The sequence below is a fragment of the Bifidobacterium callitrichos DSM 23973 genome (assembly GCF_000741175.1).
Classification (GTDB): Bacteria; Actinomycetota; Actinomycetes; order Actinomycetales; family Bifidobacteriaceae; genus Bifidobacterium; species Bifidobacterium callitrichos.
Genome location: NZ_JGYS01000005.1, coordinates 240,722 through 256,253 on the forward strand (window position 1 = coordinate 240,722; position 15,532 = coordinate 256,253).

Genomic DNA, 15,532 nt, shown 5'->3' on the forward strand with positions numbered 1-15,532 from the left:
AGATCAGGGTCACTTGTCCAGTTCGAGGGCCTTGTTGAGGGCCTCCTCGAGACGCTTCTGGGCTTCGCCGTAGGAGGCCCAGTCGCCGTCCTTCATCGCGGCCTGCGAGTCCTTCATCGCCTGCGAGGCGTCGGTCAGCGCCTGCTGGAGTTCAGGACTACGGGCGGCCGACGATTCGGAACCGGAGTCGGTCTTTTCGTCGGTCTTGTCATCGCCGGCCGACGACGAGCCCTCGTCACCGGTCTCGTTCTCGGCATCGCCCGCGGCGGCACCGGAGTCGCCCCCGAACACCTGGTCGAGCGCGCCGGTCAGCGTGTCGTCGAAGCCGACCTGATCGCCGAATGCGACGAGCACCTTCTTGAGCAGCGGGAACGACGTGGCGCCCGACGACTTCACGTACACGGGCTGCACGTAGACGAGGCCGCCGCCCAGCGGCAGCGTCAGCAGGTTGCCGCGCACCACCTGCGTGGATCCGGACTGCAGCAGGTTCAGCTCCTTGGACACGTCGGCGTCCGCGTTGAAGTTGTTCTGCGCCTGTCCGGGGCCGGGCACGTTGGAGTCCTTCGGCAGCTCCTGCAGTCGCAGAGTGCCGTAGTTCGGACCGATCTTGCCCTTGGTGGATCCGGCGTCCGAGTCGACGGAGAGGAAGCCGGTGAGGATCTCACGCGTGGACGTGCCGGCGGGGATGTACGAGGAGGTCAGCGAGAACACCGGCTCCTTGGTGCCGCCGGTCTGCAGCGTCAGATAGTAGGGCGGCTGGAGGATGTCCTGATTCTGCTGGGACTGCGATTCGGTCGGGTCGACCGGCGTCTGCCAGAAGTCCTCGCCGGAGTAGTACTGGCTGGCGGAGGTGACGTGGTACTTGGAGAGCAGTTCGCGCTGCACCTTGAACAGGTTCTCCGGGTAGCGCATGTGGCTCATCAGGTCGCCGGAGATCTCGGACAGCTGGTGGTACTGGCCGGGGAAGACCTGCTCCCACGCCTTGATGACCGGATCGTTCTGATCCCACACGTACAGGTCCACCGAGCCGTCGTACGCGTCGACGGTGGCCTTGACGGAGTTGCGGATGTAGTTGGCCTGCTGCGATCCCAGTCCCCTGACCGTGTTCGAAGAGACGGTGGTGGAGTCCTTGGTGGCCGAGCCGAGTTCGGTCATCTGGGAGTACGGGTAGGCGTCGGAGGTGGTGTAGCCGTCGACGATCCACTTGACGCGCCCGTCGACCACCGCCGGGTAGACGCGGCCGTCGAGCGTCAAATACGGGGCCACCTTGGCGACGCGTTCGCGCGGGGAGCGATCGTAGAGAATCTGCGATTCGCTGGTGACGCGATCGGAGAAGAGGATCTGGTCAGAGCCGAAGCGGATCGCGTAGAGCAGGCGGGAGAACAAGTTGCCGACCGACGGACCGCCGTTGCCGTCGAAGGTGTTGGTGGCGCCCTTGGATCCGGTCGGATAGTCGAACTCCCATGCGGCGGTGCCCTTGGGCGCGCCGACGATCGAGTATTCGCTCATGTTCGGAGAGAAGTAGATGCGCGGCTCGTACTTCTGCGATTCGGTGAGCTTGCCCTGGGTGGGGATGCCGGATTCGAAGAACTGCGGCTGTCCGTCGGGGGTCACCTTGTTGCCGTAGGCTGCGACGATGCCGTAGCCGTGCGTGTACACGGTGTGGTCGTTGACCCAGTTGCGGTTGTCGTTGCCGGCGAGGTCGAGCTCGCGGGCGGCGATCACCGTGTCCTGGCTCTTGCCGTCGATCTCGTACTTGTCGACGGCAAGCGAGTCGGCGAAGGTGTAGTACTGCTTGGACTGCTGCAGCTGCTTGAACGTCGGGGAGACGACCTGCGGGTCGAGCAGTCGGATCTGCGCGGTGGTCTCGCCTTCGGAGCTCAGCGCGCCGGATTCGCCCTTCGTGGCGACCTTGTAGTTCTCGGTCTTGAGCTTGTCGAGACCGTAGGCGGCGCGAGTGGCGTCGATGTTGCGCTGGATGTAGGTCGATTCCATCTCCTGCGCGTTCGGGTTGACGCGGAAGCGCTGCAGCAGCGTCGGCCACACCACGGTGAGCGCGATGGAGACGACGGCCACGACGGCGATCGCGACGACCGGGGTGCGCCACGCCCTGAGCGCGGCGGCGGCGCGCACGCCGATCGGCGCGCTGCCTTCGAGCGCATGCGAGCGCATGAGCCACACGCCGAGCACGACGCCGAGAATGGCGACGAGCGCGGCCATGACGAACGTGACCGGAATGGTGGCGTGGACGGTGGTGTAGGTGGCACCGGTGATGCGGCTGCCCTGTTCGGTGAGGCTGGCGAACACGCCGACGATCATCTGCGCGGCGAGGCCGAACATGTTGAGCATGAGCCAGATGCCGATCTGACGGCGGGCTCGTTTGGTGATGGCGAACAGGCCGCGGCCCTTGACCGGCATGGTCAGGCGGATGCCGCCCATCATCACGTGCGTGGCGACGGAGAAGACGATGCCGATGAACAGCAGCATCGAGACGGCGGAGATAGCAAGCCTGAGCCCCGGCAGGATGAACACGTAGAAGCCGTTGTCAAGTCCGAACTGGGGGTCCTTCACGCCGAAGGACTGCGCGTTGAACATGAGCAGCACGTCGGACCAGTTCGCGTTGAACTGGGCGCCGAACATGACGCCGACGATCGCGGAGACGACGACCGCCACGCGTCGGGCGGTCTTCGAACTGACGGTCTGCTTGACCTCGACGACGTCGCCGTTGATGCGGATCGTCGAACCGTCGGAGGCGTCGGGACGGGCGCGGATGGCGAGCCATGCGGAGACGAATCCGACGATCGCCATGACGAGGGCGTAGGCGGCCCACAGGCCGATCTTCACGCCCAGTTCGACCCACACGACCGACTGGAAGCCGAGCTGGCCGTACCACATGAGGTCGGTGATGAAGCGGGAGAGGCCGAAGAAGAGTCCGACGAGGATGACGAGCACGAGCACGAGTCCGATGAGGACCTTCGTGCCACGGCTCGAGCCGTAACCGGACGGTCGGCTCGGCTGGCGCGTGATGCGCGGGAACTGCGGCCCGCGGGGAGGCCGACCGCCGCCGTTCGCATTGCCGGAGGCGTGATGCTCGTCGCCGTCAGCCTCCACGTTGATGATGATGGGGTCGTCGTCGGCCTGTCCGTTGCCGCTGCCGCTGCGTCCCCCGTGCGGTCCGCGCGATCCGCGGGGGTTACGCGGATCGAAATCGGGATCGAACATACCGAGAAAATCTGAGAAAGACATGACTACAGCCTACAAAAAGGTCAGGAATGTCAATAATGTGCCGTTCGCCGCGGGCAAGGTCCATCAAGACACGATACATTCCACATGACGCTCGGTAAGGAGGCGACGACGGCCCCGCGCCCGCACGTCAGGCCCGCCGTTGATGGGACTGCGATCGCCCACGGAATAGGGGACGGAGTATCGTCGTTGCCACGAGCAGACGGAATGAACGGGAGGGGTCGAAGTATGGCGGGGCGTAGAAGGAGCGACGGCAGGTACGCCGGCAACGATGGCGACGGTGATCGTCCACGGCATGTACGGCAGGTCCGCGGAATCGCGGGCACGGGTGCAGGACGCCGCCGTCGGCCCGCGCGCCGCCACAGGGTGGCAATCGTCCTGACGCTGGTCGCGGCACTCGTCGCGGTCGCGCTGGTGGTCGCGTTTCTTGTCTCGCCGGGGTTGCGTCGGACGCTCGACCTCGCCGATGCGGGTGATGCCGCCGATGCCATGGCACGGTCATCCCAGTCGTCGGGCGCGAACGCGGGCACGACAGGCACGGCGAACGCGGACGTATCGCGCGACGCCGTCCCCTCCCCCACCGACCCCGCTCTGACGAAGGCGAGGAGGCTGGTTGCGGATATGAGCCTCGAGGAACGGGTGGGGCAACTGGTGATGGCCCCACTGTTCGCCGGAGACGATGCGTCGACGCTCAAGACGGCGATCGCCGAGCGTCATGTCGGGTCGGTGCTGATCATCGGCAACTGGAAATCCGGCGTCACGGGCGTGCGCAAGGCCACCGACGCGCTGCAATCGTATGCACCGCAGACCAACCGGCTCATCATGGCCACCGATCAGGAGGGCGGTCTGGTCCAGCATCTCAAAGGCGCGGGGTTCGACACGATGCCGAGTCCGGTCAGGCAGGGCGCGATGCCGGTTGACGAGCTGCGCCGTTCGGCCGGCGTCTGGGGCGCTCAGCTCAAGGACGCCGGCATCAACGTGGACCTGGCACCGGTGCTCGGCACGGTGACGATCGAGAGGAAGTCGAACGCGCCGGTCGGCGCGCTGAACCGTGACTTCGGTCTCGACGCCGCCGGCAACGCGGCGCATGGCGCGGCGTTCGTGGAAGGGTTGCGCGACGCTGGCGTCCAATCGTCGATCAAGCACTATCCGGGGTTGGGCGCAGTCCAAGGTAACACCGACTTCACCGCGAACGGCATTCTGGACACGACCACCACCGCAGACGGCACGCAGATCGGCGCGTTTCATACGGTGCTCGATCAGGCGAAACCGGCGATGGTAATGATGTCGCTGGCAACCTATCAGCAGATCGATCCCGACAATCCGGCCGCGTTCTCCCCGACGATCGTCGACGGGCTGCTGCGTGGCACGCATGGCTTCGACGGCGTCGTCACCTCCGACTCCCTGTCGGCCGAAGCGGTGGGCCACATCCCCACCGACCAGCTGGGCGTCAAATTCATCGAGGCCGGCGGCGACCTCGCCTGCATCGGTCAGAGCGCCGACATCACGCCCATCCTCGATGGCCTCAATGCGAGGGCGAAGGCGGATCAAACGTTCGCACAGAAGGTCACCGAATCCGCCACCCGCGTCATGCGGCTTAAGGTGCAAATGGGACTGGCCTAGCGGAAAAACGCAACATCCGGGACCAACGAAGTGGCGGTCGGGCGTTCATCGTGTTGAGACCGTAAAGACTTGGCCAGAGCGGCCCGGAGCGTGTCGCAATACGATGAACGCCCGACCGCCACGTCCACGTACGAAATCATTACGTAGAGTAGAAACGCGACTACGCCCGATACAGACCGTGCTTGCCGATGTACTGCACGACGCCGTCGGGCACGAGATACCACACCGGCTCGTCGTGCTCGGCCCTCCGCCGCACGTCGGTGGAGCTGATCGCCAGCGCCGGGATCTCGAGCGTGTCGACCTTGCCCTCGGGCAGCTTCACGCCCTCCGGCGAGGAGTAGCCCGGACGCGTGACCGCGACGAAGTGTGCGAGATCCCACATCTTCTCCGCGTCCTTCCACTGCATGATCTCGGCGACCGCGTCCGCGCCGGTGATGAAGAACAGGTCGGCGTCGGGATGCTGGTCGCGGATGTCGCGCAGCGTGTCGATCGTGTAGGTGACGCCGGGCCGGTCGATGTCGACGCGGCTGACGGTGAACTTCGGGTTGGAGGCGGTGGCGATGACCGTCATCAGATAGCGGTCCTCGGCGTTGGTGACGTGCTTGTCGAGCTTGAACACCGGCCGTCCGGTGGGTACGAAGATGACTTCGTCGAGGTCGTACACCCATGCGACTTCGGAGGCGGCGACCAGGTGGCCGTTGTGGATCGGGTCGAAGGTGCCGCCCATGATGCCGATGCGCGGGGTGGCGTGCCAGTTGCCGCGTGCGGAGCGCCGCATGCCCGCACGCCCAGCCACGCCTTCGGCTCCACCGGTGCCGGGTGCTCCGACGCTGGACATGTTGGCCGTGGCGGACACGGAGTCGGCGGACAGATCGGCCATCCGGCGTTCCTCGTTCACGCTCGCTCCCCCTTGTAGATGCCGTCTCCTGCCGTGGTGCCGTCCGATTCGCGCTCCTCGGCCTGTTCGGTCTCCTGTTCGATGTCGGCGGCCGTCGGATCGTCGTCCTTCGGGTCGATCTTGCCCATGTCCTCGTCCCATTCGTCCTGCACGACGCGGCGGATCTCCGCGAAGGTCGGCAGGGGGAAGTCGGGCTGGAACATGCGGCGCACCTCGGCCACGCGTTCGGTGACGCGGATCAGGGTGTCGGTCATGCCGTCGACGTCGCCGTCGCGTTCGAGCGCGGAGAATCGGGCGATGTACTCCTCCATCATCTCCATGTGGCCGCGCATGGCCTTGAGCTGGGCGTCGTCGAGGTCGACGACGTCGGGCGCGTCCTCGTCGGGCCAGCCGATGAGCACCGCGTCGGCGTACTCGAGGGAGGCACGTTGGGAGGCGGAGGCGATGCCGTCCTCGATCTGCACGAGGAAGACGTAGCGTACGATGCTCAGGCGTTCGGCCGCGATCTTGAGTCCGCAGCGCGGATCGTCCAGATCGAGGTCGGTGCGCAGTTCGGTGATCGGCACGCTCATGCCGTCGTCGGCATTGTCGATAGCGGTTCCGTTGGTATCGTTCATGTCGTTCTTGTCGCTCACGTCGTTCATATCGTTGGTGGTCGTGGTCGTGGTCGTGTCGTTGCCGCTCATGCGCGTACCTGCCCCCGGCCGTAGCCGATCCATTTCGTCGTGGTCATCTCGGTCAGTCCCATCGGCCCGCGGGCGTGCATCTTCTGCGTGGAGATGCCCAGTTCGGCGCCGAAGCCGAACACGCCGCCGTCGGTGAATCGCGTGGACGCGTTGACCATGACGACCGCGGAGTCGATGCGCGAGGTGAACTCCTCGATGGCGGTGTAGTCCTCGGCGATGATCGATTCGGTGTGTCCGGTGGAGTGCATGTTGATGTGGTCGATGGCCTCGTCGAGCGAGTCGACGACCTTGACGCCGATCTTCAGGGCCAGGTATTCGGTGTCCCAGTCCTCGTCATTCGCGTGGACGAGCAGGCCCGCCGGGTGGTCGGAGGCGTCGATGATCGCGTAGGCGCGTTCGTCGGCGTGGATCTCGACGCCTCGCTCGAACAGGGCGGCGGCCGCGTAGGGCAGGAACACGTCGGCGACGTCGGCGTGGACGAGCAGCTTCTCGGCCGCGTTGCACACGCCGACGCGCTGCGTCTTGGCGTTGATGAGGATCGGGATGGCCTTGGCCGGGTCGCCCGAGACGTCGACGTAGATGTGCACGTTGCCGGCGCCGGTCTCGATGACGGGCACCTTCGAGTTGGCGACGACCGCCTGGATGAGACCCTTGCCGCCCCTCGGCACGAGCAGGTCGATGTGGCCGCGCGCTTCCATCATCGCGGTGGCGCCGTCGCGTCCGAAATCGTCGACGGAACCGACGAGCGCCGGATCGTAGTCGTGCGCGCGCAGCACGTCGCCGATGACGGCGAGCGTGGCGGCGTTGGTGCGTTCGGCCGCGTGGCCGCCGCGCAGGATCGCGGCGTTGCCGGATTTGAGGCACAGGGACGCGACGTCGACGGTGACGTTGGGTCGCGCCTCGTAGATCATGCCGATGACGCCGATCGGCACGCGCGTCTGATTGAGGCGCAGGCCGTTGGGCAGGGTGTAGCCGCGCACGATCTCGCCGATCGGATCGGGCAGCGTGGCGACGTGGCGCACGCCGTCGGCGGCGGCCTTCACACGCGCCTCGTCGAAGCGGAGACGATCGAGCTTGCCCGCGTCCATGCCTGCCTCGCGCGACGAATCCATGTCGAGCGCGTTGGCGGCGGCGATCTCGCCGGCCCGGGCATCGAGCGCGTCGGCGATCGCGTTGAGCAGGGCGTTCTTGGAGTCGGTGTCGGCCTGCGCGAGCGATCGTTGGGCGCGGGCGGCGGCGTCGGCACGGGCGCATACCGCGTCGAACACGGTTGACGGAATCATGGCTTCCTCACTGTTCGTCATAACCATCCACCTTAGCGCACGTTGAGGTCAGTATGAGGCCTGATGCACCGATGTCGGGCCGAATATGCCGCGAGGCCCCCGTCTGCTGACGGGAGCCTCGTCGATCGGCTACGGATCGGCCGGAATCCCGGTGACCGGAGCCTCGGTGGATCAGTGGATCTGGTCGAGATCCGGGTAGAGCGGGAAGTCCTCGACGAGCTTGTCGACGCGGGCCTTCAGCGCGTCGACGTCGGCGGACGGGCCGGCGGCGAGCGCGGTGCCGATGATGTCGGCGACCTCCTCGTACTCCTTGGGTCCGAAGCCGCGGGTGGCGAGCGCGGAGGCGCCGATCCTCAGGCCGGAGGCGACGGATGCGGGGCGCGGGTCGAACGGCACGGTGTTGCGGTTGATGGTGATGCCGCAGGCGGCGAGAAGGTCCTCGCCCTGCTTGCCGTCCATTTCGCTGTTGCGCAGGTCGACCATGACGAGGTGCACGTCGGTACCGCCGGTCAGGACGGTGATGCCGTTGGCCTTGACGTCGTCGGCGAGGAGTCGCTCGGCGATGATCTTGGCGCCGTCGAGGGTGCGCTGCATGCGGTCCTTGAATTCGGGGGTGCCGGCGACCTTGAAGCTGACGGCCTTGCCGGCGATGACGTGCATGAGCGGACCGCCCTGCTGGCCGGGGAAGACGGAGGAGTTGAGCTTCTTGGCGTACTCCTGCTTGGCGAGGATGAAGCCGGAGCGCGGGCCGCCGAGGGTCTTGTGCGCGGTGGAGGAGACGACGTCGGCGTATGGCACGGGGCTCGGGTGGAGTCCCGCGGCGACGAGTCCGGCGAAGTGGGCCATGTCGACCCAGAACTTGGCGCCGACCTCGTCGGCGATCTCCTTCATCGCCTTGAAGTCCTCGATGCGCGGGTAGGCGGACCAGCCGCCGATGATCATGGCGGGGCGGGTTTCGAGGGCGCGCTGGCGGATGATCTCCGGGTCGATGCGGAAGGTCTCGGGGTTCACGCCGTAGGCTTCGGCGTGGTAGAAGCGGCCGGAGAAGTTGATCTTCATGCCGTGGGTCAGGTGTCCGCCGTGGTCGAGGGCGAGGCCGAGGACGGTGTCGCCGGGCTTGACGAGCGCCTGGTAAACGGCGGCGTTGGCCTGCGCGCCGGAGTGCGGCTGGACGTTGGCGTATTCGGCGCCGAACAGCTTCTTGGCGCGTTCGCGGGCGATGGTCTCGATCTGGTCGACGTACTCGCAGCCGCCGTAGTAGCGGCGTCCCGGATAGCCTTCGGCGTACTTGTTGGTGAGCACGGAGCCCTGGGCCTGGAGGACCGCGCGCGGCACGAAGTTCTCGGAGGCGATCATCTCGAGGCCGTCCTGCTGGCGGTGCAGCTCGGAGTCGAGCAGCTCGGCGATCTCGGGGTCGGCGGCGCTGATGGGCGCGTTGAAGGCGTCGGTGGCTTTCTGGGCGAGTGGTGAAGCGGTCATCTGTGCTCCTTTGTCGGTGTGGGCAACGACTGGCATGCCGTTTGGGCGTCGAGTGTACGACGTGTTTGTGGCCATGCTGTTTCCTGCACGTGCCGAATCGGACGAATTGTCCCGGCGATTGGCAGAAAACCACGGGACATGCCGTCTCGGCATATGGACTTGACCGTTCCTTGACGCCGGTTGACCATCCGGTCTGCCGGACGATCTGTCATGCGAGACGCCGGGCCGTCTACGCCCATGCCGCACGCTAGACTGGTGGGGATTCGTTCACCCCTTAAGGCTTTTCGTCATTTCAAGGATTAAGGATTCAACCGTGGCAACCACCTTCCATTCCACACGCTCCACCACCGACTCGCTGACCGCCAAGCAGGCGATCCGCAAGGGAATCGCCGATGACGGCGGCCTGTTCGTCTCGGACGAGCTGGGCAAGACCAAGGTGGACGTCGCCTCGCTCGCAGGCAAGTCGTACCAGCAGATCGCCGCCGAAGTGCTCGGCGCCCTGCTGCCCGACTTCACGGCCGAGGAGCTGGGCCAGTGCATCGCCGACGCGTACGGCGACCAGTGGTCGGACGATCGCATCACCCCGCTGAAGGAGCTGGGCGAGGACTACATCCTCGAGCTGTTCAACGGCCCGACCTCCGCGTTCAAGGACGTGGCGCTGCAGATCCTGCCGCGCTTCATGGCACACACCACACCGGCCGGAGGAGATGCGGACGAGAGGATCATGATCCTGACCGCCACGTCGGGCGACACCGGCAAGGCGGCGCTGGCGGGCTTCGCCGATGCGCCGGGCACCGCGATCACCGTCTTCTACCCCCAGGGCAAGGTCAGCCAGGTCCAGGAACTGCAGATGACCACGCAGTCGGGCGCCAACGTGAACGTCGCCGCGGTCGAGGGCAACTTCGACGACGCGCAGACGGCCGTCAAGAACATCTTCGGCGACCATGAGCTGGCCGCGCGCCTCGCCGCCGACTCGCACGTCGTGCTCTCCTCGGCGAACTCGATCAACGTGGGCCGTTTGGTGCCGCAGGTCGTCTACTACTTCTCCGCGTACGCGCAGCTGCTTGAGCGCCAGATCATCAACGTGGGCGACGAGGTCGAGTTCGTCGTGCCGACCGGCAACTTCGGCGACATCCTCGCCGGCTACTACGCCAAGCTCCTCGGCCTGCCGGTCAAGCACCTCGTGGTCGCCTCCGACAAGAACAACGTGCTGTTCGACTTCCTGACGACCGGCACGTACAACCGCCAGCGCCCGTTCTACCAGACGATCAGCCCGTCGATGGACATCCTCGTCTCCTCGAACCTCGAGCGCATGCTGTACTACTTCTCCGAAGGCGACACGCGCCTGATCACGATGCTCATGAACGACCTCAAGAACTGGGGCACGTACGAGATCCCGGAGGACCTGCTGGCCAAGATCCGCCAGCTGTTCGGCTGCGGTTGGGCGAACGAGGACCAGGTGCGCGAGATGATCGCCGACTGCTGGAAGCGGAACCGCTACGTCATCGACCCGCACACCGCGTGCGCGTACTTCGTGGCGCAGCAGATGCCGCGCGACCCGCTCACCCCGCGCGTGATCCTCGCGACCGCAAGCCCGTACAAGTTCCCGCGCGTGGTCAACGAGGCGCTCGGCTTCGACGCGACCGGCACCGATTTCGAGTGCATGGACGTGCTCGCCCGCGAGACCGGCACCACCGCCCCGGCCGCGCTGCGAGGCCTCGAGACCGCCGACGTGCGTTTCGACACGGTCGTCCCGATCGACGGCATGGAGTCCTTCGTCGAGCAGTCCGCCAAGGCCCTGTGATCGATCACCGATCGAAGTGAATATCCCCGCCGAATAATCTCGTCCAGGCATCGACGACTTCGTCGAAACCCCTGACGAGGGCCGCCTGAATCAGGCGGATGTGTTTGGCGGGGATTTTCCCATGATTATGGGCCAGCGTCACGGTCCGATCCTCGTGTAGGACGAACCGGGCCATATCCCGCTGGTTTCCCCGCGCCACATGCACGTGCATGCCATGATCACGATCCAACGTGCTGAAATAGATGCTGTATCCGGCGAGGAAGAACACCTCAGGCATTGGTGTATTCCCTGTCGATGGCGCGGAAATCATCAATCATCGGCTTCATCTTGCCGAACCAATGGTGAAGGAAGGACTCCCCCTCTTTGCCGAACGTGGACGACAGGATGTTGCCATCATCGTCCAATGTCGCCGTGCGATCGAAGCCCAATTCGGAGACGACCATCGTGTCGTCGTCCCATTGGGTCTTGATCCCATCAATGATGAACACGTTCTCCTCGGGCATCATCGTCTCCTTTCCGTGGGAGGGAATGGACACTTTTATGATATGCCGTTCCCTCCCACATTCACAGCAAAGCGCTGAGGGCGAAGGGGAGGCCTATGACGACGAGCAGGAGGATGACGGCGCCGACCCAGACGACGGGACGGGCCATGTTGACCGTCCAGCCGACGCCGAAACGCTTGGGCACCCAGACTGCCGGGTCGTCACGGTTTGCGTAGATGACGCCGCCGTACCAGTAACGGTCCTCGTCCCACGGCATCGTCTCGTCGTCCGCTCCCCCAGCGTCGACCCGCGAGCCGTTCTGTCCGTAGAACAGCACGACCACGATGCCGCCGACGAGCGCGAGCATGCCGGCGAACGTACCGGCCAGCCCGACCGTGCCGAGATCGAGCACGCCGATCGTGCCGAGCTGCACGGTCATGCCGATCCCCGCGGTCACGACCACGCCGACGACCAGCACGTACACGCTCCACGCGCGTAGCATCGCCGCGTACCGCCGCGCCGAACGCACCGGCGAGTCCGCGTCGACCGGACGATTCGCATGCAGGACGGCCGCATGCGCGCCGACCATCACGGCGGCGAGGATCAGCTCCGTAAGCGGCGCGAGCCAGATCACGAACGGGCTTTTATCGGCCCATCCGTCGACGACCCCGGCGGCGTTTGTATGGATCGGCACACGCTGCGGCATGCCACCGTACCCCGCATATCCGATGACGATCGTCGCCACGATGATGACGACGTAGACGAGATCCCACCACAGCGACAGCGGCCGCGCGAACGTGTCGTCGGCGACGACCGCCATGCGTTTCGCCCCCGTCGCCGTCCAGCCGCGTTCACGCTTCATCGTATTCTCCTTGATCGCTGACCGTTGACGTCAATCTACAGCTCCAGACTACAGCTCCTTGGCGAGATAGAACCGGCAGGAGACTCGGAACGAGACCGCGAGCGCGAGTACGGCCGTGGCGATGCCGATGACGTAAAGAATCGGGATCAGCATCATGTTGTCGGCCAACGCAACGACCCCGTCGAGGGCGCGGTCGAGCACGGCCTTGGGAACCAGCGCCGCCACCGCGGCGAGACCGCCCACCACCGCGAAGCAGAGCACCAGAACGACGACCATGAACCAGATCCCGACCTTCTGGATGGAGAACCGGTACATCAGCGGGCAGAGCAGGGACACCATGATGAGATACACCCATATCAGGCAGACGCAGATCCCGCCGAAGTACCCCGCGCCCGCGGCACCGACGACGGCCAGACCAGCCCACGTGAGCAGACAGGAGACCAGCAGCAGGCCGGCGGAGGTCAGCAACAGCAGATACCGCCCCATCACCTGATGACGGCGAGCCACCGGCATCAGACCGTTCAGCCAGCCGCCATGACCCTGCTGCTCGTACATGAACGGGTACATCAGGATGAGCACGTAGATGTATATGGCGGCGCCGAACACGCCGCCGGTCAGGGACTCCATATGGGCCGCGGCGCCGACCGTGACCAGCACCGGCACGGCGAGCACGGCGGCGGGGACCCACATCCACCCCTGGGAGGAGACCTTGTGCCAGTCCATGCGGTACGCCCGCAGAACCGATCGCATCGTGGGGTTCATTGCTCCGATCCTTTCCCTGCGGCTTCCGCGTCGCGCGTGTTGGTGAGTCTGATGATGTCGTCGATCGACGCGGGTTCGACACCGAGATCGACCCGTCCGTGGACCGCGCGGTCGACACCCTCGGCGCGCAGCAGCGCGTCGAACCCCGTCTCATAGGCGTGGATGCCGACGGCCGCGCCGCGCATCGCGTCGTCAAGATCGTCGGGACCGCCCTTGACGATGCGGAACGACTCCTCGAACTCGTCCTTTGGGCCGGTGTAGTAGAGCCGCCCGCCGGTGATGTAGGTGATGAAGTCGGCCGCGCGTTCGAGGTCGGCGGTGATGTGCGTGGAGAACAGGACGCTGCGCTCGCCGTCGGCGACGAAGTCGCGCAGCAGGTCCATGAGGTCGTCGCGGGCGAGCACGTCGAGTCCTGCGGTCGGCTCGTCGAGGATGAGGAGTCTCGCGTCGTGGCCCAGGGCGATCGCGAGCATGAGCTTCATCTGCATGCCGCGGGAGAGTTCACTGACGCGCTTGTTCGGGTCAAGGCCGAATCGCTTCAGGTATCCGTCGAACTTGGCGGCGTCCCACGTCGAGTACATATCCGCCATCGCGCGGCCGACTTTGCCGACACGCCACTGGTCGACGAGATAGCTGGAGTCGAAGACGACGCCGAGCCGGTCCTTGACTCGCTCCTCGTCGGCGATGCTGTCGAGACCGAACACCCGGATCTCGCCGGCGTCTCGGCGGACCATGTTGAGGATGAGCCTGATGAGGGTCGACTTGCCGGCGCCATTCGGGCCGATGAGTCCCATGATGTAGCCGGCCGGCAGGTCGAAGGTCACGCCGTCGAGCGTGAACCCGGAATCATAGTGTTTCGTGACGCCGGTGACGGACAGGATCGGCGTCCCGCCGCCCGGACCGCCGGACACGACGTTCACATTCGCGGTGTTCATCGCGTATCTCCTTTCATATGACTGTGTCCACCCCGCACGACGCCAGTGGCGCGCGCGGCGCGGTCACCGCTGCCTGCGATACTCCTGAACGAGCATCGACCCGACCTGTTCCAGTGGCAGGCCCGCGGCCTTGGCGGCCGAGACCGCCTCGGCGAGGCTCGCCCGCACCCGGGTTTCGAGCTGACGTCTCATCAGCTCGTTGCCCTTGTCCATGACGAACGTGCCCTTGCCCTGGATGTTCTGCACCACGCCCTCGTCGGCCAGTTCGTTGTACGCCCTGGTGACGGTGAGCACGGAGATGCGCAGTTCCTTGGCGAGCTTCCTCAGGGAGGGCAGCGCCTCCCCCGCCTTGAGCTCGCCGTCCAAGACGGCGGTGCGGATCTGGGTCTTGATCTGCTCGTAGATGGGTTCGCCGGACACGGATGAGATGATCAGCTTCATTCATGCCCTCTTTCCATAGGTGTGATTATCGTCCAGCTGTTTAGCTGTTATATATAACAGTATATCTATTATGACCAACTGTCAAGGTCGAGAACATAACAGTCATTACAGCGAACCGTTCTCAATAATGAAAGTGTGAGCCAACCGAACGATTCCGAACAATCGCACATAGGCCGAAATCATTAAGATTCCGGCGTTTGACGACTGTTCGTGTGCGATTGACGAAATGTCAATCCTCACACGTTCGATATTGAGAATGGTTCGCTGCAAACCGCACGTGAATAGCCGGTTAACGCCGTCGTGCCGGAGCCGTCACCCTGCATACAATGGCCGCACGAAGGGAGTCATCATGACAGACAACGCCGTTACCTTGCGCAAGACCGAACCGAATGACTACCCGCTGCTCGAGCAGTGGTGGAACGACCAGAACGTCGCCAACGGGGCGCGCGCCGACACCGCTCCGATCCCCGGCGACGCCGTCGACAAGCTGTTCCACTCCTTCAGCGACGAGGATTCCGACCACCGCTTCGGCCGGACGATCCTCGACCCGAACGGCAACCCGGTCGGGCACATCGCCGCGTGGGATTCCGTCGACCCGGACCGCAACCCCACGATGGCGATTCTCATCGGACCGTACTTCCAGGACCACGGCTACGGCAGCCAGGCCATGAAGCTCGGCATCAGGCTCGCCGCCGAACAGCTCGGAGCGAAGACCATCACCGTCAAGGTGTGGTCGTTCAACCTGCGCGCCCGCCACATGTACGAGTCGCTCGGATTCAAGGAGATCGACCGCAACCCGAACGCCGTGAACCGCGACGGACGCTCCTTCGACGAAGTGATCTACAAGGCGCCGGTCAGCCGCCTGCTGGACCGCATCGCCGCCGAGGTCGTCGAACGCGAGGAGGGCGAGGAGCTGGAGCGCCGACGCTACGAGGCCGAACGCCCCTCCGACCTGCTGCCGGTGCGGTAGACGCGCGACCGGCTCCTACGCGCGACGGCGGCTCGCCTTGATGACCGACCGCCGTCGCGCGCGG

Annotated in this window: 14 protein-coding genes; 3 read left to right on the top strand and 11 right to left on the bottom strand. The window is 65.4% G+C overall.

Annotated features, from left to right (window positions below):
- Nucleotides 1-9: 9 nt before the first annotated feature.
- Nucleotides 10-3,246 (bottom strand): UPF0182 family membrane protein, encoded by a 3,237-nt coding sequence (locus BCAL_RS04210; RefSeq protein ID WP_043165429.1) that lies wholly within the window; start codon nucleotides 3,244-3,246, stop codon nucleotides 10-12.
- Between the two features lie 225 nt (nucleotides 3,247-3,471).
- Between BCAL_RS04210 and BCAL_RS04215 the strand changes: the two genes are divergently transcribed.
- A complete protein-coding gene (locus BCAL_RS04215) occupies nucleotides 3,472-4,866 on the top strand; it encodes a glycoside hydrolase family 3 N-terminal domain-containing protein (RefSeq protein WP_081887233.1) in 1,395 nt (464 codons plus the stop codon).
- Nucleotides 4,867-5,026: 160 nt separating this feature from the next.
- On the opposite strand, the gene nadD is transcribed toward BCAL_RS04215, so the two are convergent.
- From nadD to glyA, 4 genes are all read right to left on the bottom strand, one after another.
- Nucleotides 5,027-5,746: a nicotinate-nucleotide adenylyltransferase gene (gene nadD / locus BCAL_RS04220; protein ID WP_420796809.1), complete on the bottom strand. Its 720-nt coding sequence runs from the start codon at nucleotides 5,744-5,746 to the stop codon at nucleotides 5,027-5,029.
- 14 nt (nucleotides 5,747-5,760) lie between these two features.
- Nucleotides 5,761-6,336, bottom strand: coding sequence for a hypothetical protein (locus BCAL_RS04225; RefSeq protein ID WP_052119104.1), 576 nt, complete (start codon nucleotides 6,334-6,336; stop codon nucleotides 5,761-5,763).
- A 110-nt stretch (nucleotides 6,337-6,446) separates the two neighbouring features.
- The gene (locus BCAL_RS04230; RefSeq protein ID WP_420796806.1) at nucleotides 6,447-7,733 is read right to left on the bottom strand and encodes a glutamate-5-semialdehyde dehydrogenase; all 1,287 of its coding nucleotides are present in this window, start codon (nucleotides 7,731-7,733) and stop codon (nucleotides 6,447-6,449) included.
- A 171-nt stretch (nucleotides 7,734-7,904) separates the two neighbouring features.
- Complete coding sequence (gene glyA, locus BCAL_RS04235; RefSeq protein WP_043165434.1) at nucleotides 7,905-9,212, bottom strand: serine hydroxymethyltransferase; 1,308 nt, start codon at nucleotides 9,210-9,212, stop codon at nucleotides 7,905-7,907.
- 313 nt (nucleotides 9,213-9,525) lie between these two features.
- Here glyA and thrC point away from each other — a divergent pair, with 313 nt between their 5' ends.
- A complete protein-coding gene (gene thrC / locus BCAL_RS04240; protein ID WP_043165436.1) occupies nucleotides 9,526-11,016 on the top strand; it encodes a threonine synthase in 1,491 nt (496 codons plus the stop codon).
- Nucleotides 11,017-11,020: 4 nt separating this feature from the next.
- On the opposite strand, the gene BCAL_RS04245 is transcribed toward thrC, so the two are convergent.
- The 6 genes from BCAL_RS04245 to BCAL_RS04270 form a co-directional block, all read right to left on the bottom strand.
- The gene (locus tag BCAL_RS04245; RefSeq protein ID WP_043165437.1) at nucleotides 11,021-11,293 is read right to left on the bottom strand and encodes a DUF4160 domain-containing protein; all 273 of its coding nucleotides are present in this window, start codon (nucleotides 11,291-11,293) and stop codon (nucleotides 11,021-11,023) included.
- The gene (locus BCAL_RS04250; RefSeq protein ID WP_151915842.1) at nucleotides 11,286-11,519 is read right to left on the bottom strand and encodes a hypothetical protein; all 234 of its coding nucleotides are present in this window, start codon (nucleotides 11,517-11,519) and stop codon (nucleotides 11,286-11,288) included. Before BCAL_RS04250 ends, BCAL_RS04245 begins: the two co-directional genes overlap by 8 nt.
- A 61-nt stretch (nucleotides 11,520-11,580) precedes the next feature.
- Nucleotides 11,581-12,360 carry a DUF1648 domain-containing protein gene (locus BCAL_RS04255; protein WP_052119095.1) on the bottom strand — a complete coding sequence of 260 codons (780 nt, stop codon included), beginning with the start codon at nucleotides 12,358-12,360 and terminating at the stop codon, nucleotides 11,581-11,583.
- Nucleotides 12,361-12,408: 48 nt separating this feature from the next.
- Nucleotides 12,409-13,122, bottom strand: coding sequence for an ABC-2 transporter permease (locus BCAL_RS04260; protein WP_043165440.1), 714 nt, complete (start codon nucleotides 13,120-13,122; stop codon nucleotides 12,409-12,411).
- Nucleotides 13,119-14,057, bottom strand: a complete 939-nt coding sequence (locus BCAL_RS04265; protein WP_052119096.1) for an ABC transporter ATP-binding protein — start codon at nucleotides 14,055-14,057, stop codon at nucleotides 13,119-13,121. Before BCAL_RS04265 ends, BCAL_RS04260 begins: the two co-directional genes overlap by 4 nt.
- Nucleotides 14,058-14,120: 63 nt before the next feature.
- Nucleotides 14,121-14,498: a GntR family transcriptional regulator gene (locus BCAL_RS04270; RefSeq protein WP_043165441.1), complete on the bottom strand. Its 378-nt coding sequence runs from the start codon at nucleotides 14,496-14,498 to the stop codon at nucleotides 14,121-14,123.
- A gap of 349 nt (nucleotides 14,499-14,847) precedes the next feature.
- Here BCAL_RS04270 and BCAL_RS04275 point away from each other — a divergent pair, with 349 nt between their 5' ends.
- A complete protein-coding gene (locus BCAL_RS04275) occupies nucleotides 14,848-15,468 on the top strand; it encodes a GNAT family N-acetyltransferase (RefSeq protein WP_081887235.1) in 621 nt (206 codons plus the stop codon).
- The last annotated feature ends 64 nt before the right edge of the window (nucleotides 15,469-15,532 follow it).